Annotated in this window: 15 protein-coding genes; 7 read left to right on the top strand and 8 right to left on the bottom strand. The window is 67.0% G+C overall.

Going from position 1 to position 17,893, the window contains the following annotated elements; all coding sequences use genetic code 11:
• Window positions 1-10: 10 nt before the first annotated feature.
• Window positions 11-637: a glutathione S-transferase family protein gene (locus tag IFT54_RS09055; RefSeq protein ID WP_192070379.1), complete on the top strand. Its 627-nt coding sequence runs from the start codon at window positions 11-13 to the stop codon at window positions 635-637.
• A gap of 48 nt (window positions 638-685) precedes the next feature.
• On the opposite strand, the gene IFT54_RS09050 is transcribed toward IFT54_RS09055, so the two are convergent.
• The 4 genes from IFT54_RS09050 to IFT54_RS09035 form a co-directional block, all read right to left on the bottom strand.
• Window positions 686-2,788 (bottom strand): glycoside hydrolase family 97 protein, encoded by a 2,103-nt coding sequence (locus tag IFT54_RS09050; protein WP_192070378.1) that lies wholly within the window; start codon window positions 2,786-2,788, stop codon window positions 686-688.
• Window positions 2,785-4,401: an alpha-glucosidase gene (locus tag IFT54_RS09045; protein WP_192070377.1), complete on the bottom strand. Its 1,617-nt coding sequence runs from the start codon at window positions 4,399-4,401 to the stop codon at window positions 2,785-2,787. Before IFT54_RS09045 ends, IFT54_RS09050 begins: the two co-directional genes overlap by 4 nt.
• On the bottom strand, window positions 4,401-6,239 hold the full coding sequence (locus IFT54_RS09040) for an alpha-amylase family glycosyl hydrolase (RefSeq protein ID WP_192070376.1): 1,839 nt from the start codon (window positions 6,237-6,239) through the stop codon (window positions 4,401-4,403). The genes IFT54_RS09045 and IFT54_RS09040 overlap by 1 nt, the downstream gene beginning before the upstream one ends.
• A 98-nt stretch (window positions 6,240-6,337) precedes the next feature.
• Window positions 6,338-9,208: a TonB-dependent receptor gene (locus tag IFT54_RS09035; protein WP_192070375.1), complete on the bottom strand. Its 2,871-nt coding sequence runs from the start codon at window positions 9,206-9,208 to the stop codon at window positions 6,338-6,340.
• A gap of 236 nt (window positions 9,209-9,444) precedes the next feature.
• Between IFT54_RS09035 and IFT54_RS09030 the strand changes: the two genes are divergently transcribed.
• Together IFT54_RS09030 and IFT54_RS09025 are read left to right on the top strand one after the other, a co-directional pair.
• On the top strand, window positions 9,445-10,482 hold the full coding sequence (locus IFT54_RS09030; RefSeq protein ID WP_056407841.1) for a LacI family DNA-binding transcriptional regulator: 1,038 nt from the start codon (window positions 9,445-9,447) through the stop codon (window positions 10,480-10,482).
• On the top strand, window positions 10,479-11,972 hold the full coding sequence (locus IFT54_RS09025; RefSeq protein ID WP_192070374.1) for an MFS transporter: 1,494 nt from the start codon (window positions 10,479-10,481) through the stop codon (window positions 11,970-11,972). Before IFT54_RS09030 ends, IFT54_RS09025 begins: the two co-directional genes overlap by 4 nt.
• Window positions 11,973-12,008: 36 nt before the next feature.
• On the opposite strand, the gene IFT54_RS09020 is transcribed toward IFT54_RS09025, so the two are convergent.
• From IFT54_RS09020 to IFT54_RS09010, 3 genes are read right to left on the bottom strand one after another with little or no spacing between them, the layout of a single operon-like run.
• Window positions 12,009-12,581, bottom strand: coding sequence for a DUF1190 domain-containing protein (locus tag IFT54_RS09020; protein WP_037529576.1), 573 nt, complete (start codon window positions 12,579-12,581; stop codon window positions 12,009-12,011).
• 11 nt (window positions 12,582-12,592) lie between these two features.
• Window positions 12,593-13,006 carry a DUF350 domain-containing protein gene (locus IFT54_RS09015; protein ID WP_031440686.1) on the bottom strand — a complete coding sequence of 138 codons (414 nt, stop codon included), beginning with the start codon at window positions 13,004-13,006 and terminating at the stop codon, window positions 12,593-12,595.
• Window positions 13,007-13,037: 31 nt separating this feature from the next.
• On the bottom strand, window positions 13,038-13,679 hold the full coding sequence (locus IFT54_RS09010; RefSeq protein ID WP_031440687.1) for a DUF2491 family protein: 642 nt from the start codon (window positions 13,677-13,679) through the stop codon (window positions 13,038-13,040).
• Window positions 13,680-13,804: 125 nt separating this feature from the next.
• Between IFT54_RS09010 and IFT54_RS09005 the strand changes: the two genes are divergently transcribed.
• From IFT54_RS09005 to IFT54_RS08990, 4 genes are read left to right on the top strand one after another with little or no spacing between them, the layout of a single operon-like run.
• Complete coding sequence (locus tag IFT54_RS09005; RefSeq protein WP_031393897.1) at window positions 13,805-14,239, top strand: YjfI family protein; 435 nt, start codon at window positions 13,805-13,807, stop codon at window positions 14,237-14,239.
• Window positions 14,240-14,266: 27 nt separating this feature from the next.
• The gene (locus tag IFT54_RS09000; protein ID WP_031440688.1) at window positions 14,267-15,016 is read left to right on the top strand and encodes a PspA/IM30 family protein; all 750 of its coding nucleotides are present in this window, start codon (window positions 14,267-14,269) and stop codon (window positions 15,014-15,016) included.
• Window positions 15,016-16,203, top strand: coding sequence for a glutathionylspermidine synthase family protein (locus tag IFT54_RS08995; protein WP_192070372.1), 1,188 nt, complete (start codon window positions 15,016-15,018; stop codon window positions 16,201-16,203). The genes IFT54_RS09000 and IFT54_RS08995 overlap by 1 nt, the downstream gene beginning before the upstream one ends.
• The gene (locus IFT54_RS08990; protein WP_192070371.1) at window positions 16,196-16,735 is read left to right on the top strand and encodes an ankyrin repeat domain-containing protein; all 540 of its coding nucleotides are present in this window, start codon (window positions 16,196-16,198) and stop codon (window positions 16,733-16,735) included. The genes IFT54_RS08995 and IFT54_RS08990 overlap by 8 nt, the downstream gene beginning before the upstream one ends.
• Before the next feature lie 112 nt (window positions 16,736-16,847).
• Here the strand turns inward: IFT54_RS08990 and trhO are convergent, their stop codons facing one another.
• Window positions 16,848-17,876, bottom strand: a complete 1,029-nt coding sequence (trhO, locus tag IFT54_RS08985; protein ID WP_192070370.1) for an oxygen-dependent tRNA uridine(34) hydroxylase TrhO — start codon at window positions 17,874-17,876, stop codon at window positions 16,848-16,850.
• Window positions 17,877-17,893 lie beyond the last annotated feature (17 nt).

Genomic DNA, 17,893 nt, shown 5'->3' with positions numbered 1-17,893 from the left:
AGGACCCGCCATGCTGACCGTCCATCACCTGAATTTCTCCCGGTCTTTCCGCATCTTGTGGCTGCTGGAGGAACTGCAGCTGCCCTATGAGCTGGTCCGGTACGAGCGCGATGCGAGCTTCCGTGCGCCTGCGTCGCTGAAGGCGGTGCATCCGCTGGGCAAGGCGCCGATCGTGCAGGACGACGAGCTGACGCTCGCCGAGAGCGCGTCGATCCTCTCCTATCTCGATCGCAAGTACGGCGGCGCGCGGCTGAGCCCGCCCGAAGGTACGCCCGAGGCGGCGATCCATGACGAATGGCTACACTATGTCGAGAGTTCGGCGGCGTTCCCGATCATGATGACGGTGATCGGCAAGATGATGGGCGGGCTTCCCGAGGGGCTCGGCAAATTTTCCGAGCCCGAGGTCGCCAAGACGTTTGCGTATATCGCCGACGGGGTCGGCGAGGGGCCGTATCTGATGGGGGCGAAGCTGACGCTGGCGGATATCCAGATGTCATATTTGCTCGCGACCGCGGAGAGCGCGGGGCTGCTCAGGGACCAGCCGGTGGTGAGCGCGTATTTCGAGCGGCTGAAGGCGGTGCCGGGCTATCAGAAGGCGATCGAGATTGGCGGGCCGCTCTCGCCACCGCGGCGCTGACGGGTAAGGGGACCGGCGCTGCGATACCGCAGCGCCGGTCCTGCCGGCTCAGCGCGCCTTGAAGCGGATCGCCTGACCGCCGCCGGGCGCGAGCGCGAGCGTCAGCGTGTCGCCCTTGCGGACGCGCTTGGTCTCGATCGTGATCGCGTGGCGTGCGGTCGTCTTGTAGTCCGCGCCGGGGCCGTCGCGGTAGATCTGCGCGGTGTAGGTCCGGCCAGCGTCGAGGAAGTCGAGCGCGACGGTGAGCGTCCGGGCATTCTCGTCGGTGACGCTGCCGACATACCAGTCGTTCGACTTGCGGTCCTTGCGCGCGAAGGTGACGAAATCGCCGACCTCGCCGTTGAGCACACGGGTGTCGGACCAGTCGGTCGGCACGTCCTTGATGAACTGGAACGCGGCGGGGTATTTCGCGTAGTTCTCGGGCGTGTCCGCGGCCATCACGACGGGCGAATAGAGCACGACATAGAGCGCGAGCTGCTTGGCGATCGTCGATAGGAGGTCGCTGTCGTCGGTGCCCTTGAGGCTGAGCACGCCGGGGGTGAAGTCCATCGGCCCCTCCAGCATGCGCGTGAAGGCGAGGTTCGCCTCGTGCTCGGGCGGGTTCTTGCCAGCCCAGCTGTTATATTCCATGCCGCGCGAGCCCTCGCGCGCGATCCAGTTGGGATAGGTGCGGCGCAGGCCGGTGTCCTTGACGGGCTCGTGGCTGTCGATCGACACCTTGTACTTGGCGGCGGTGGTGACGACGCGGGTATAATGGTTCACCATCCACTGGCCCTCATGCCATTCGCGGTGCTGCGACCCGTCGGGATCGACGCGTTCGATCTGGCCCGCATCGGTGACATAGCCGGTCTTGATCGCGGGGATGCCGTGATCGCGCGCAAAGGCGAAGGCGCGGTCGAGCTGGCCGTCATAATGGCTGGCCGAACCGCCGGTCTCGTTATGCCCGATCAGGTAGACGCCCTTCGATTTCGCGTATTTGGCGAGATAGCCGGCATCGAAATCGGAGGTCGGCGTGTCGAACTGCATCGCGGTGCCGTCACCGAACCAGTCGCCGTCCCAGCCGACATTCCAGCCCTCGACGAGGACGCCGGGGATTTTGTTCGCGCTGGCGAAGTCGATATAGGTCTTCACATGCGCGGTCGTGGCGCCGTGATTGGGGCCGGTCGCCCAGCTCCATTTGCCGGTGATCATGTTCCACCAGACGCCGACGAACTTGCCGGGCTTGACCCAGCTGACGTCGCCGAGCTTGTTCGGCTCGTTCAGATTGAGCTCGATATGGCTCATGTAGAGGCCGGGTGCGTCGTCCGAGAGGATCAGCGTGCGCCAGGGCGTCGCGAACGGGCCGGTCCGCGTGACCTTGGGCGCGCCGGCGCCGGGGGTCAGCACCGCCTTCAGCGTGTTGCCCTCGACCTTGGCGACGTTCATGCCGGCATAGTCGACCAGCGCGGCCTCGTGCAGCGCGACATGCGTGCCGCCCGCGAGCTTCAGCGTGATCGGCGTCGCGGCGGTGCCGACATCGGCGAGCGGCGTGCGGTTGTAGAGATATTCCTCGCGATTCCATTCGAAGCCGGGCTTCCACCAGGCGGTCGCGTCCTCGGCGAAGGCGAACTGCGTCAGCTCCTCGGCGATGTTGACCGTCTTGAAATTGGGCTGGTCGGGAAAGACGTAGCGAAAGCCGATGCCGTCGTCCTGAAGACGGAAGACGACGTCGATCGCGCGCTGCAGCCGGTCGGTCTCGCGCAGGCGGACGCGCATCTCGGTGTGGTTGTCGCGGATCGTCTTCCACTCGCCCCAGGGCTGCGTCCAGGTCGAGTCCGCCTTGTCGCGGGTGACGGTCTCGATCTTCAGGTGGCGGTCGAACTTGGGGGCGTCGGTGAAGAGGAAGCCGAGCCGCGACGGCTTGACGATCAGCGTGCCCTTGCGCGTGACGCTGTAGGTCGCATGGCCTTCGCCGTCGGTCGCGACGGTGACCGCGATGCTGCCGTCGGGGGAGGTCGCGATCGCCGAGGGGATCGTCGGGACGGGCTGCGGCTTGATCGTCTCGTTCGTGGTGACGGCGGGGGTGGTGGCGGCGGGGGCGGCCTGATCCTGCGCGATCACGGGTGCGGTGGTCGCGAGCAGGGTCGCCAGCGTGAGCGAGAGGGTCTTCATGATCCGGTCCTTTCGACGATCAGCGCGGCATAGCCACCCAGTCGTCCTATCGTTGCGTCGTTGATGCTGTCGCGGACGCGCCAGTGTTCGGGGGTAGCGGGGCTCCACGCGACGGGTGTCGCGGCCATGTTGAAGACGCAGAGCAGGATCTGGTCGCCGTCACGGCGTTCGAAGGCGAGCAGCGTGTCGGTGACCTCGGTCAGGACCAGATCGCCGATCGCGAGCGCGGGGATTTCGCGGCGGAGCGCGAGCAGGCGGCGGGTGAGCGCGAGCAGCGAGTCGGGATCGCCCTCCTGCCGGTCGACCGCGAGCTCGGGATGGTCGTCGCCGACCGGGAGCCACGGCGACGCATCGGTGAAGCCCGCATGCGGCGCATCGGCCCGCCACGGCATCGGCGTGCGGGCGCCGTCGCGCGACAGCGTCAGCGGCCAGTTGGCGATCGCCTCGGGATCCTGGAGCTGGTCGAACGGCACCTCGACCTGGGTCAGGCCCAGTTCCTCGCCATAATAGAGGAAGATGTTGCCGCGCAGGCAGACGAGCAGCGCGATCTTCATCCGCGCGAAGGCGTCGCGGTCATCGGGGCCGATCCAGCGCGAGACGGCGCGGGGGGCGTCGTGATTCTCGAACGCCCAGCTCGGCCAGCCCATCTCCGCGTCCGACGGCCAGAGCGTGATCGCGTCGGCGACGGTGCTCGGGCGGAGGTCCGACGCGTAGAGGAAGTCGAAGCCATAGGCGCTGTTGAGCCGAGTCTGGCCGCGGGTGAACAGCTTCATCTCGCGGTCGCTGTCGGCGCCGCCGACCTCTGCCACGGTGAAGCGGTCGCCATAGCCGTCGATCAGCCGCCGTAGCCGTTCGAGGAAGGCGGGGATGTCGGGATGGCTCTGGTTGTGGACATGCGCCTGAAAGTCGAAGGGGCGCGTCTTCAGGCTGTTGTCGGTGACCGGCGGATTGTCGGTCAGCGCGGGGTCGTGCATCGCGAAGTTGATCGCGTCGAGACGGAAGCCGTCGACGCCGCGGTCGAGCCAGAATTTTGCGGTGTCGACGATCTCGTCCTGCACGTCCGCGTCGTGGAGGTGGAGCTGGGGCTGTTCCTTCAGGAAATTGTGCAGATAATATTGGCGACGGCGCGCGTCCCAGGTCCAGGCGGGGCCGCCAAAGACCGACTGCCAGTTGGACGGCGGGCTGCCGTCGGGCTTGGCGTCGGCCCAGACATACCAGTTCGCCTTGGGGTTGGTGCGCGACGAGCGGCTCTCGACGAACCAGGGATGCTTGTCCGAGGTATGGCTGTAGACCTGGTCGATGATGATCTTCAGCCCGAGCGCGTGGGCGCGCGCGATCAGCGTGTCGAAATCGGCGAGCGTGCCGAAGATCGGGTCGACATCGCGGTAGTTCGCAACGTCATAGCCGAAGTCCTTCATCGGCGATGTAAAGAAGGGCGAAAGCCAGACCGCATCGACGCCGAGGCTCGCGACATAGTCGAGATGGCGGGTGATGCCGGGCAGGTCGCCGATGCCGTCGCCGTTGGAATCCGCAAAGCTGCGCGGATAGATCTGGTAGATGACCGCGCCCTTCCACCAGGGTCGGTGCACGGGCAGGCTCGTATCGTCGGGCATCAGCGGGTCTCCGCGGCGCAGACCGCATAGCCAAAGGCGGGGATGGTCAGCGTGACGCTGCCGGGGGCGGTCGCGCGCGCGGCGCAAGCGCCGGCGAGCGTATCGAAGCGGGTCGAGCGAGTCTCGACCTGGATCGCGCTGGTCAGCGGGTTGGCGCTGGTGTTGTACGCAAGAAGCATCTCGGCGCCGGTCACGGGATCGAAGCGCGAGACCGCGAACAGGCCGGGCGTATCGCCCCGCGCGCGGACGAGCGTGCGGCCGCGGGTCAGCGCCGGGTGCGCGACGCGGAGGCGCGCGAGCTGGGCGATCTGGCGGAACAGCGGGTGGGTCGTGCCGAAACTGGCGGTCGCGGTGGTGGCGTCGGTGCCGACGAGGCGGTTGTCGTTATAGACCGCGACCCTCGAGGCGAACATGTCCTCGCGCGCGTCCTGGTCGTCGCCGTCGCCGGCAAAGCCCTGCTCGTCGCCCGAATAGATGGTCGGCACGCCGCGCAGCGTCAGCAGCATCGCATGGCCGAGCTTGACGCGGGCGAGCACCTCGGCCTCGCTCGCATTCGGATTGAGGCGGCGGACGTCGCGCGCGAAGCGGCCCTGGTCGTGATTGCCGAGGAAGGTCGGCAGGATCATCGCGGTGTCGGCGCCATGTTCGTAGAGCGCGTCGCCGTCGAACAAGGCGGCGAGTTCGTTCGTGCCCTTGTTGCCCGCGACGACGTCGGTCACGCCCCAGCGGAAGCCGAAGTCGAGCACCGCGGGCAGCTTGTCGACGCGGGTGAAGCGCGCGAGATAGCCCGGATCCATCGTTCCATAGGCGACCTCGCCGAAGATGTGGAAATTGGGGATGCCGTTCGCCTTGGCGCGGTCGAGCATCGCGGGCGTGAAGGCCTGCCAGAATTCGGGGTTCACGTGGCGCGCGGTGTCGATGCGGAAGCCGTCGACCTTGAACCGGTCGATCCAGCCGCCGAAGATGTCGATCATCCCCGACACGACGCGCGGATTCTCGGTCGCGAGATCGTCGAGGCCGGAGAAGTCGCCCATCGTCGAGCTCTCGTCGGTGAAGGTCGAGTCGCCGCGGTTGTGGTAATAGATCGGGTCGTTGAGCCAGGCGGGGACCTTCACGGCCCGTTCCTTCACAGGCACATAGGGCGTGTAGGCGAAGCCGGGGTCGGTCAGCCGCGCGAAGTTTTCAGGCGTGCGGACGGCGTCGCCCGCGAAACCGGGATTGATCGGCTTGCCGCGCAGGCCGAGCTTGCGCTGATAGGGATAGTTCGCGCGGTCGCGATAGGCGCAGGGGGTGCCCTCGGTGCATTCGCGGTACTGGATCACGTCGGCGGTATGGTTGATGATGATGTCCATATAGACCTTCATCCCGCGCGCATGCGCCGCGGTGACGAGCGCGCTCATGTCGGCATTGGTGCCGAGATGCGGATCGACCTGCGTGAAGTCGGTGATCCAGTAGCCGTGATAGCCAGCGGATTCCTTGCCCGGCGCGCCCTGGACGGGTTTGTTCTTGAAGATCGGACCGAGCCAGATCGCGGTCGCGCCGAGCTGCTGGAGATAGCCGAGGCGCTTGGTCAGGCCCTTGAGGTCGCCGCCATGGTAGAAGCCCTTGGCGGTCGGATCGAAGCCGGTGACGCGGCGATCGCCGGTGAGGCCGCCGCGGTCATTGGCGGGATCGGCATTCTCGAACCGGTCGGGGAGGACGAAATAGATGACCTCGTCCTGCGGCAGTCGCGCGCGGTAGTCGGTGGCCGGTGCGGGCTTCGGTGCAGGGCCGGGGTCTGCGATGGCGGGCGAGAGCGCGAGCAACCCTGCCAGGATGGTGGCGACGCTCTTGATCATCGGATGTCCTTTTCGCACCGGAACTCGGTGACGGCGCCACCGGCGCCGGGTTGCCGTCCGCCGGGATGACCCCGGGCGGACGGCGGTATTGCAGGCACTTAGAAGCGGAAGCTTGCACCCAGATAGAACTGGCGCCCGAAATATTGCAGCGTGCCGGTCTGTGCGGTCTGGCCGAAATAGGAGCGGGTCGGCTGGTCGGTCAGGTTGTTCGCCTGCGCGAGCAGCGTCATCCCGGCGAGCGGGCTGCCCTGCGGGAATTCATAGCTCATCTGCGCGTCGAACACGGTCTCTGCGGCATTGGTCACGATCTGCTCGCTGAGGCCGAACTGCGGTGCGACGAACTTCGAGCGGTAGCGCATCGAGACGCGCGTCTGGAAGCCGTTCTTCTCGTAGAAGAGCGTCGGGTTGGAGACGATCTTCGACAGGCCGGGCAGCGACAGCGAGAGCGTGTTGCCGCTGATCGCGTTTGTGATGCTGACGTCGGACTGGTTGTACGAGATGTTGAGCACCGCGCCGAGGCCGTCGAACGGCGCCGGCAGGAAGTCGAACGTCTTGGTGATGGCGCCTTCGAAACCATAGACATAGCCGCCATTGCCGTTGATCGGTGCGAACAGATTGCCGGTCGTGACGACGCTGGTATACGGCGTTCCGGTGAGCGGCGGTGCGGAGATGCCGTTCGCGGCGAAGTCGTAATTGGGGATGACGCCGCCGATCACGAAGCTGCGAATGTCCTTGTAGAAGGCGCCGAGGACGAACGAGCCGCTGTTGCCGAAATAATGCTCATAGGTGGCGTCGAACTGGTTGGCGCGGAACGGCTGGAGCGCGGGGTTGCCGCCGCTGCCGTCGAGCCGCGCCGTGGTGCCGCCGATCGCCACGAGATTAGTCGATACCGCGTTGCGGAAATCGAAGAAGCGCGGGCGGGAGATCTGGCGCGAGAGCGACAGGCGGGCCTGGTCGTTCTCGGTCAGGCCGAGGATGAAGTTCGCCTGGGGCAGCCAGTCGGTGAACTTGCGACCACGCGTATTGTCGTAACGGTTCAGCCCCTCGTTCACCGCCGTTGCGGGATCGTCGACGAATGCGATGGTCGACGACGACGACTGGTCGGTGTGCACGACGCGCAGGCCGATATTGCCCTTGAACGGTAGCGACCCGGCGATCGTGTCGAAGTTGAGCTGGGCATAGCCCGCATAGGTCTTCTCGTCGATCGTGAAGCTCTGATCGCGCGTGAAGGGCTGGCTGGCGGGCTGGCCTACGACACGATCGGGGCCCAGCTGCGCATCGAGGATGCTGCCGATGTCGGCGACGAGGAAGTCGGGGAAGGACGCGAACTTGCCCTTGAACCCGGCAATCGACGAATTGCTCGAATCGACCGTCACCGGCGCAGCGAAGGTGAATCCGTCAAACGTCGTCTTCACCCGCTCCGCCCGGCGATTGCCATAGCGGCCGCCGAGTTCGAGCGACTTCAGGAACGAGCCGTCGATCTTGTAGAGCGCGGTCCCGGCAAAGGCGTAGAGGCGATCGGTGTCCTTGGTCGGGGTGATGTAGAACCCCTCAAAATTGTTCTGCGCCGGATTGGTGTAGTCTGCGCTGGTGGCGAACGAGCCGACGTTCAGCCCGTCGAGCTTGTAGCTCAGCGTGGTCGGCGTCGTCGTCGTGTTGCCGTTATCGTCGAGACCCGAGTCGTTGAAGAAGCTCGAGGCACGCGAATAGGAGCCGTCGACACTCAGCGTGAGCTGACCGATGTCCTTGGCGACGTTGCCGCCGAAGGTGTAGAGTCGATCGAGCCGGTTCTCGTTCTGCTGAATGGTGCGCGTCCGGATCCCCGACGTGGTGCCGCCGACGATCGTGTTGCCGATGACGGTCGGGTCGGTCAGGTTGCTGCTGGTCTGCTGCAGGTTCTCGACGCGGATGCCGCGGCGGAACACGTCCGACTTGAAGCGCGAATAATAGCCGTCGAGCAGGACGCGGAACGTGTCGGTCGGCTCATACTGGATGCTGCCGAGGACGCCGTCACGGGTCTCGTTGCCGCCCGACTGGACCGCCTCGAAGCCATAGCCGATCGCGTCGGCGCGGCCGTTGCCGTCAAGGTCGCGGATCGCCGGGCTGCCGTTCTGACCGGTCGCGGTGTAATCATAGCCGACGAAGCGCGTCGCGACGTTCGCCTGCTTCAGCCGCGCATAGCCGACCGCGAGGCCGAGCGTGTCGTCGAGCAGCTTGGTCTGGATCGAGGCGCTGCCGCGATAGCCGAATTCGCTGGCGTCGGGGTTCTGGCCGGCGCGGTCGTTATAGACGCCGCGGACGTTGACGCTGACGAGCGTCTTGCCGGGGATGCTGAGCGGGCGCGCGGTGCTGAGCTCGACCTTGCCGGCGACACCGCCCTCGATCTGCGAGGCCTTGGGGCTCTTGTAGACCGCGGCCTGGTTGATGAGTTCGGACGGATACTGGTCGAATTCGATGACGCGGTTGCCCGAGGTCGCGACCTGTTCGCGGCCGTTGAGCGTCGCGGAGACGAGATCCTGGCTGAGCCCGCGGATGTTGATCGCGGAGGCCTGGCCGCCGGTACGCTGCGAGGTGACGCCGGGCAGGCGGGCGAGCGACTCGGCGATCGAGACGTCGGGTAAGCGGCCGATATCCTCGGCCGAGACGATCTCGGCGACGACGTCGAGGTTGCGCTTGACCGCGATCGACGAGCGCAGGCTGGCGCGGAAGCCGGTGACGACGATGTCGTCGCTGGACTCGGCTGCGGGGCCGCTGCTCGGGGCGGTGGCGTCCTGCGTCGCGACGGTCGGGGCGGGCGTCGAGGGTGCGCTCGACACGGTGTTGTCGGCGGAGGCCGGGGCGGGATCGGTCGCGACCTGCGCGTCGGCGACCGACGCGGCGAAGAGCGCCACGGCAAGCGCGGTGCCGCTGGCCGATAGGGTGAAAAGGTGATGCGCGGCAGATGCCGGGAAACGCTTGGACGTCGTCATGTTCAACTCCCCTGAAAGCCCCGCTGCATCTTTCGCGCCGTGGGCCGTGTGTGGCGTTCCAATGGAATTCCGCCTCACGAAAGCCAATCAATCGACATACGTATTCAGTGCGGCCGTTCCGGCCGTGTTGCCGATTTGCCACGGATCGCGGGGGCCAATGCGTTGACGTTGTGCCGAAACTGGAGTGATGATTGCGACGGCGACGCCGTCCGAGCGCCCCCGAGAGGATCCCTATCTTGAGTGCCCAGCGCAAATCCACGTCGTTCGACATCGCGCAGGCCGCGGGCGTATCGCAGCCGACCGTGTCGCGCGCGCTGCGCGGCAGCCCGACGGTCAGCCCGGCGACGCGGCAGCGGATCGAGGCGATCGCAAAGCAGCTCAACTATACCGTCGACCGGAGTGCCTCGAACCTGCGCAGCGGCAAGACGCGGACGATCGCGTTGCTGCTGTTCCGCGATCCGACGCCCGACGAGACCGAGGTCAATCCGTTCTTCCTGGGCATGCTGGGCGCGATGATGGGGGCGTGTGCCGATCACGGCTATGACCTGCTCGTCTCGTTCCAGAATTTCTCGTCCGACTGGCATACCGATTACGAGGACAGCCACCGCGCCGACGGGCTGATCCTGCTCGGCTATGGCGATTATGCGGATTATCGCGCGCGGCTGGATCATCTCGTGGCGCAGGGGACGCATTTCATCCGCTGGGGATCGGTCCGGCACGACCAGCCTGGGCTGACCGTGGGGTGCGACAATGTCGCGGGCGGTGCGGAGGCGACGCGGCACCTGATCGCGCAGGGGCGGAGGCGGATCGCGTTCCTGGGGGATGCGACCGATCATTATCCGGAGTTTTACGACCGGCACCGCGGCTATCTCGCGGCGCTCGAGGAACATGGCCTGCATGCCGATCCGCACTTGCAGGTCGATGCGATCACGACCGAGGAGGACGGCACGCGCGCGGCGCAGGCGTTGCTCGCGCGCGGGGTTGCGTTCGATGCGATCGTCGCGGCGAGCGACCTGATCGCGCTGTCGGCGATGCGGGTGCTGGCGGGGGCGGGGCGGATCGTGCCCGACGACGTCGCGATCGTCGGCTTCGACGACATTCCTGCCGCCAGCCTCGCCAACCCGCCGCTGACGACGGTGGCGCAGGACACGGTGCTGGGCGGCCGGCGGCTGGTCGAGATGCTGCTCGCGCGGATCGACGATCGCCCGGTGACGAGCATCGTGCTGCCGACTCAACTGGTCGTACGGCGTTCGTCGGGCGAGGCCGCAGCGTGACGCGCGAAAAGCCGCGTCAGGGTTTCTGGGGTCTGTGGAATATCTCGTTCGGGTTCTTCGGGATCCAGATCGGTTTCGCGCTCCAGAACGCGAATGTCAGCCGGATCTTCCAGTCGCTTGGTACCAGCGTCGACGATCTCGCCTTTCTGTGGATCGCCGCGCCGCTGACCGGGCTGCTCGTCCAGCCGGTGATCGGGCATTACAGCGACCGGACCTGGGGGCGGCTCGGGCGCCGGCGACCCTATTTCCTGGGCGGTGCGGTGCTGGCGACGATCGCGTTGCTGGGGATGCCGAACGCGCCCGTTTTGTGGGTAGCGGCGGCGCTGCTGTGGATGCTCGACGGGTCGCTCAACGTCGCGATGGAGCCGTTCCGTGCGTTCGTCGGCGACATGCTGGGCAGCCGGCAGCGGACCGCGGGCTATGCGTTCCAGACCGGCTTCATCGGCGCCGGCGCGGTGATCGGCAGCCTCGCGCCGCTGATCCTGACCGACGTCTTCCACGTCGCCAATACCGCGGCGGGCGGCGGGATCCCGCCATCGGTGCGCTATGGCTTCTATCTGGGTGCGGCGGCCTTGTTCTGCGCGGTGCTGTGGACGGTGCTGACGACGAAGGAATATTCGCCCGACGAGTTGGCCGCGTTCGAGCAGGATGACGGCGCAGTCGAGGCGGCGCCGGCGATAGCGGCACCGGCCGGATCGGGCGCGCGGCTGGCCCCGGTCTGGATCGCGCTGGGGGCGATCGTGATCGCGGCGGTGGCGCGGTTCGGGCTCGACAAGCCGGTCTATCTGCTGGGTGGCGGGCTGATCGCGTTCGGTGTCGCACTGCTGGTCAGCGCCGCGCTGGTCCGGTCGGGCAGAGAGTCCAATGTTCTCAGCCAGATCGTCGGCGATCTTGCGACCATGCCGCAGACGATGAAGCGGCTCGCGCTCGTCCAGTTCTTCACCTGGTCGGCGCTGTTCATCATGTGGATCTACACCACGCCGATCGTCACGCAGCGCGCGTTCGGGACGACCGACACGGCGAGTGCGGCGTATAATGACGGCGCGAACTGGGTCGGGGTGCTGTTCGCGGTGTATAACGGCGTGGCGACGGTCTGGGCGTTCGTGATGCCGTGGCTCGCGGGCCGGATCGGGCGGCGCAATGCGCATATCCTGGGGTTGCTGAGCGGGGCGGCGGGGTTCGGGTCGTTCCTGCTCCTGCGCGATCCGCATGCGCTGATCGGGTCGATGGTGCTGATCGGGATCGCCTGGTCGTCGATTCTGACGATGCCCTATGCAATGCTGTCCAACGCGCTGCCGCAGGCCAAGCTGGGCGTTTACATGGGGCTGTTCAACATCTTCATCGTGCTGCCGCAGCTGATCGTGTCGTCGGTGATGGGGCAGGTGATGCGGACGGTGTTCCCGGGCGATCCGGTCTGGGCGATGCTGATCGCGGCGGGGGTGATGGGCGTCGCGGCGCTGGCGATGCTCCGCGTGCCGCGGGACGCCTGAGATACTGTCCTCCCCCTGGCGGGGGAGGACGAGGGGTCAGCCGCCGAAGCCGCCGCGGCCACCGAAGCCGCCGCCGAACCCGCCGCGCGAGATCACCGAGCTGCGGGTCTGGACCCGCGCGGGCGCGCGCGCCGTGGTGGGGGTGAAGGCGTCCGAGCCGACGCGGGTGCGGCCGGTGACGTAATCGCGGCTGATGCGGCCGCCGGCGCCGCCATAATAATTGCCCTGACGGTCGCGGTACATCGGCGCGCCGCGATAGCCATAGCCGCCGTTGAGCGCCTGGCCGATGATGAACCCGGTGAGCAACGGCGTGAAGAAGCTGCCGCCGCTGCCATTGTTGCGCGGCTCGCACTGTGCGGCGCCGAACTGCTCCTCGCAGGTCTGCTTGTCCTCGAACCGTGGTGCGGTCTTGGCGGCGTCGGTCTTGGCCTGTTCATAGGCGGTGTCGCACTGCGCGGCGGGGATCGCCCCCGCCGAGCGGCATTCGGCGACCGAGGCATAGCTCTGCGCGTCGACGGGCTTGCCGCCGACATCGCCGTCGCAGGCGGTCAGCGAGATGCCCGAGCCCGCGATCAGGCCGGTGAGGACGATCGAGCTGGAACGCTTCATGTCTTTGCCTCTCAGTTCGTCATGCACGCGGCATTGAGGATGCCGACGCAGAGCGAGATGCTGCCCATATAGGTGGCGGCGGCGATATCGCCCCGCACGATCCGGTCGTGAATGTCACGCATCACGAGGCGGCGGACGACGAGCGCGGCGACGATCTGGATCACGCCCGCGAGCACCGCCCACACCGCGAACTCGACGAGCGTGACGGTGTGCGTCAGCGCGGAGGCGAGTGGGAGGACATAGCCGAGCAGCGCCGCGCCCAGCGTGATCGCCGCGGCGGTATTGCCGTCGCGGATCAGCGCCTTCTCGTTATAGGGCGTGGTCGCCTGGAAGATGATCTTGAACGCGATGGTGAAGAGCCCGGCCGCGACGAACGCGATCAGGAAGGCCGCCGCGCTGGCGCCGAAGCTGTAATAGTCGATCATCTGAATCCCCCGGAACGCTGATGCGACGATGCTAGGCGCGGAACTCGCCGAGTTCCAGTGCTACGCCGAGCATGATCTCGAACGAGACCTCGCCCGCCTCATTCTCCTGGTCGATCGCGAGCAGCAGCTCGCGGCCGTCGTCGCCCGGCAGGTCGCGGCCGAACAGCATGCAGGTCTGGAAGATGCGGCGGTCGACGATGCCGTCGCGGTCGTCGTGGAGATCCTCCCAGAAGGTCACCGGCTCCTGCTCGCTCGCCTCGGGGCCGAACCAGACGCGGTCATAGTCGGGCAGGCCCTCCGCGGTGAAGCTGCGCGCCTTGAGCCGCGACTTCCACGCCGGGCGTTCGGCGGCGGAGGAGGGGTAGGCGCTGTCCCAGGGCGCGAAGATCGTGACGTCGGTGACGTCCTGCCCGGCGCGGTCGTTCGAGACCGCCTGGAACATGATGTCGTCATCGGTGTAGAACCGGTGGACGAACCCGCCCTCGTTGAGGTCGACCAGACCCTGCGCGACGATCACCAGCGTGTCGCGGTCGAACGGGAAGAGCAGCTCCGACCCGAACCGGCGCCAGGCGAGCGGGTCGACGATCACCGTGCGGCCGAGCGTGACGTTGCGGATGACGGGAAGTCCGGAGCCTTCAAGCGGTTGCTTGCGGCCGAACAGGCGATCGAACATGCAATCCTCACGTTATGGTTCGTGCCGTGCATAGGCGAAAGCGGCGATGCTCGCAAAGCGCCATTGGCGCGCCCTTCGCCGACGCCTATGTGTGCGGGCACGCGACAAGCACGGGAGTTCTTGCATTGACCGACATCTGGACCGTCCGCAGCCTCAAGGCCGCGCTCGATACGTCCGAGCCTGCGAAAACGGGGGAGCTGAGCGTCCGTATCGTCGAGGGGGCGGATCCCATCCTTCTCGTCACGATGCACGAGCATGGCGACCTCGAACTGTTCGTCAATGTCAGCGAGGCGCAGATCTCGGCCTCGACCCTGCTCTGGCCGTGTGACGAGCAGGAGGACCAGGCGGCGTTCAACGCGTTCCTGCTGAAGACGCAGAAGCTGGTGCCGCTGTCGAACTTCGGGATCGGCAGCGTCGAGGGGCGCGATTATTATGAACTGTTCGGCGAACTCGCGACGTCGAGCCGGCTCGACACGATAGTGATCGAGCTGCGCACGCTGGCCGAGAACGCGATCGATGCGGCCACCGACCTGCGCAACGCGCAGATCCCCGCCGCCTGACCCAAAGCATCATACGGAGAGACTGGCATGGCCATCTGGAGCAAGATTTTCACCCTCGGCCGGGCGGGCGCGCATGAAGCCGGCGCGGCGGTCGTCGACGCGAACGCCCTGCGGATCCTCGACCAGGAGATCCGCGACGCGGACAAGGCGCAAGGGAAAGCGCGCGACGACCTGGCCGGGCTGGTCGCCCGCCGCCGGATCCTCGAGACCGAGGTCGAGAGCTTCCGCGCGCAGGCCGCGAAATACGAGGCCTCGGCGCGGATCGCGGTCGAGAAGGGCAATATGGACCTTGCACGGCAGGTCGCGCAGCGGATCGCCGATCTCGAACAGGACATCGCGCTGAAGAGCCCGCAGGTCGAGGACATGCGCGCCGCCGAGGAGCAGATCCACACCGCGGTCGCGCAGACCGACCGCAAGATCGAGCAGCTCCGCCGCGAGGTCGAGGTCGTCAAGGTCAACGAGTCGGTGCAGAAGGCGCAGGCGACGGTCGCATCGGGCAGCATCGGCGCGGGCAACAAGCTGGGCTCCGCGGCGGACAGCCTCGCGCGGATCCGCGAGCGGCAGGCGATCCGCGGCGAGCGGATCAAGGCGGCCGGCGAGCTGGAGGACCGGCGCACCGGCGCGGATCTCGACGAGAAGCTGCGCCAGGCGGGGATCCTGCCGGGTCAGTCGTCCGCGGACGACGTGCTCGCCCGGCTGACCGCGCCCAAGACCGACCAGCTCGGCCAGACGCTGCGGATCGAGCAGCGCGACGACAGCAAGACGCAGGACAACTGATGCGCCGGATCGCGGTCGACCCGCGCGGCGACTGGCGCGAACGGGCCGACGCGATCGGGTTCGTCTATCACGGCACGGCGGTGGGCGACGGAATCGAACCCTATTGGGACGAGAGCGCCGCCTATGCCTTCACGCTGGCGGAGATCGAGGAGGATCTCGAACCCGCCGCCGAACAGATGCACGCGATGTGCCTCGAGCTGGTCGACGAGGTGGTGCGCGACCAGCAGCTGATGGAGCGGCTCGCCATCCCGCGCGAGCAGTGGAACTATGTCGCGGAGACGTGGCGGACGCGCCAGCCCTCGCTCTATGGCCGGTTCGACTTCGCCTATGACGGGACGGGGCCGGCCAAGCTCTACGAATATAACGCCGACACGCCGACATCGGTGTTCGAATGCGCGACCTTCCAGTGGATGTGGCTGGAGGACCTGCTCGCGAGCGGGGCGATGCCGGCGGGGACCGACCAGTTCAACAGCCTGTTCGACAAGCTGCGTGAACGCTTCCGCGCGCTGTTCCCGAGCGGTGGCTTCGTCCATTTCGCAGCCGACGCGACCGCGATCGAGGACCGCCAGACCGTGCGGTTTTTCGAGGATCTGGCGAGCCAGGTCGGGATCGAGCCGAAGTTCGTCGAGATGAAGGATATCGGCCTTGCCGCCGATGGCCGGTTCGTCGATCCTGAAGGCTTCGAGGTGCAGGCGGCGTTCAAGCTCTATCCGTGGGAGTTCATGCTGCGCGAACCCTATGCGCCGAACCTGTCGCGCGCGGACGTGCGCTGGATCGAGCCGGCGTGGAAATCGATCCTGTCGAACAAGGGCATCCTGCCGCTGCTGTGGGAGCGGCATCCCGGGCATCCGAACCTGTTGCCCGCGTATTTCGACGGCGATCCGGCGGCGAAGATCCTGGGGCCGCGCCATGTCCGCAAGCCGCTATTCTCGCGCGAGGGCGCCAATGTCGAGATCGTTGGCGGGGAGGGCGGCACGCCCGCCATTCTCGACCAGGGCTATGGTGCGGAGGGGGCGATCCTCCAGGCCTATGCGCCGCCGCCGGTGTTCGACGGGCGGCATCCGGTGATCGGGGCGTGGATCGTCGGCAACGAAGCCGCGGGGATCGGCGTTCGGGAGGATGAGACGGTGGTGACGCGCAACATGGCGCGCTTCGTCCCGCATATCATCGAGGCGGATAATGACTGACATACGCGAACTGCCGCCATTGCCGCCGATCGAGCGGCTGGTCGAGCTGATGTTCGATGCCGCGCGGATGGGGCGGGACGAGATGATCCCGGCGCTGTTGCAGGCTGGGGTCGATATCGAGGTGACCGATGCGCGGGGGTACACCCCGCTCGTGCTGGCGAGCTACAATGCGCAGGAATCGACGACGCGGCTGCTGCTCGACGCGGGCGCGCGGGTCGATGGCGATCCGGCGAGCACCGCCAATACCGCGCTGATGGGGGTGTGCTTCAAGGGCTATACGCCGATCGCTCGGATGCTGATCGAGGCAGGGGCGGACGTGAACCGGCGCAACGGCGTCGGGCAGACCGCGCTGATGATGGCGGCGTTGTTCAATCAGGGGGCGATCATCGACCTGCTGATCGAGCAGGGCGCGGATCCGGCGGTGGTCGATGCGGCGGGGAACAGTGTGGCGTCGTTGGCGATGTCTCAGGGGAATGCGGCGCTCGCGGCGCGGTTTGCTGAGGGTTCGCACGGGTTGGGATCCGCGGCCTGAACGTCGTCATCCTGACGAAAGTCAGGATCCAGAGTAACGGGCGGTACCTTCTTGGCTCTGGATCCCGACTTTCGTCAGGATGACGGGAAGGAAGTGTACTTCCGGACGTTCGTCAGGATGACGGAGAAGGGGTTTGCCCGTCGTCATCCGCGTGCGTCTGCGGGAGGACCGCGCCGACATGCGTCTGGCCGCGGGCTTCGGCGAGGCGCATCTGGCGTTCGCGTTCGGCATAGCCAGCGCGCTGGGTCGCGTCGCGGGCGTCGTGGCAGGCGGGGCAGCTGATCCCCTCGACATAGAGCGGCGAGGCGCGGTCGGCGGGGCTGACGGGCATGCGGCAGGCATGGCACAGGCCGTGCGTGCCGGGGGCGAGGCCGTGGCCGACCGCGACGCGCTGATCGAAGACGAAGCATTCGCCTTCCCAAAGGCTCTCCGCCTCGGGCACGGTTTCGAGATATTTGAGGATGCCGCCCTTCAGGTGATAGACCTCGTCCAACCCTTCCGCTTTCAGGAACGCGGTCGACTTCTCGCAGCGGATCCCGCCGGTGCAGAACATCGCGATTCTTGGCGGCGGGCCGTCGCCGACGAGTTGGTCGCGGTGCTCGCGGAACCAGGCGGGGAAGTCGCGGAAGCTGCGCGTCTTCGGGTCGATCGCGCCTGCAAAGCTGCCGACCGCGACCTCATAATCGTTGCGCGTGTCGATCACGATCGTGCCCGGATCGGCGATCAGCGCGTTCCAGTCGCCAGGCTCGACATAGCGGCCGACATCGCCGAGCGGGTCGATATCGGGTTCGCCCATCGTCACGATCTCGCGCTTCAGCCGGACCTTCATGCGGTGGAACGGCATCGTCCCGGCGCGCGAATCCTTGACGTCGAGCGCGGCACAGCCGGGCAGCGCGCGGATATGCGCGAGGACGGTGTCGATCGCCGCGTCGGTCCCCGCGATCGTGCCGTTGATCCCCTCGGCTGCGAGCAGCAGCGTGCCCTTCACGCCTTGCACACAGCACAATGCGGCGAGCGGCGGCTTGATCGCGGCGATGTCGGCAAAGGGCGTGAAGCGATAGAGCGCGGCGACGCGGACCGGTCCGAGGGACTCAGGGTGGCTCGCCAGAAGATCGGCGGCGGGTAAGGGGGCGGCAGGCATGGGCAGGACGGTCCGGA

The sequence above is a fragment of the Sphingomonas sp. CFBP 13714 genome, assembly GCF_014842205.1.
GTDB lineage: Bacteria > Pseudomonadota > Alphaproteobacteria > Sphingomonadales > Sphingomonadaceae > Sphingomonas > Sphingomonas aerolata.
This window is presented reverse-complemented; position numbering and strand designations above follow the sequence as displayed.

Excerpts from the sequence above, each read along its gene's own strand:
- IFT54_RS09050 (WP_192070378.1), bottom strand. The coding sequence starts at position 2,788 with ATGAAGACCCTCTCGCTCACGCTGGCGACCCTGCTCGCGACCACCGCA.
- IFT54_RS09055 (WP_192070379.1), top strand. The coding sequence starts at position 11 with ATGCTGACCGTCCATCACCTGAATTTCTCCCGGTCTTTCCGCATCTTG.
- IFT54_RS09040 (WP_192070376.1), bottom strand. The coding sequence starts at position 6,239 with ATGATCAAGAGCGTCGCCACCATCCTGGCAGGGTTGCTCGCGCTCTCG.
- IFT54_RS09015 (WP_031440686.1), bottom strand. The coding sequence starts at position 13,006 with ATGATCGACTATTACAGCTTCGGCGCCAGCGCGGCGGCCTTCCTGATC.
- IFT54_RS08990 (WP_192070371.1), top strand. The coding sequence starts at position 16,196 with ATGACTGACATACGCGAACTGCCGCCATTGCCGCCGATCGAGCGGCTG.
- IFT54_RS09035 (WP_192070375.1), bottom strand. The coding sequence starts at position 9,208 with ATGACGACGTCCAAGCGTTTCCCGGCATCTGCCGCGCATCACCTTTTC.
- IFT54_RS09010 (WP_031440687.1), bottom strand. The coding sequence starts at position 13,679 with ATGTTCGATCGCCTGTTCGGCCGCAAGCAACCGCTTGAAGGCTCCGGA.
- trhO (WP_192070370.1), bottom strand. The coding sequence starts at position 17,876 with ATGCCTGCCGCCCCCTTACCCGCCGCCGATCTTCTGGCGAGCCACCCT.
- IFT54_RS08995 (WP_192070372.1), top strand. The coding sequence starts at position 15,016 with ATGCGCCGGATCGCGGTCGACCCGCGCGGCGACTGGCGCGAACGGGCC.
- IFT54_RS09045 (WP_192070377.1), bottom strand. The coding sequence starts at position 4,401 with ATGCCCGACGATACGAGCCTGCCCGTGCACCGACCCTGGTGGAAGGGC.
- IFT54_RS09000 (WP_031440688.1), top strand. The coding sequence starts at position 14,267 with ATGGCCATCTGGAGCAAGATTTTCACCCTCGGCCGGGCGGGCGCGCAT.
- IFT54_RS09020 (WP_037529576.1), bottom strand. The coding sequence starts at position 12,581 with ATGAAGCGTTCCAGCTCGATCGTCCTCACCGGCCTGATCGCGGGCTCG.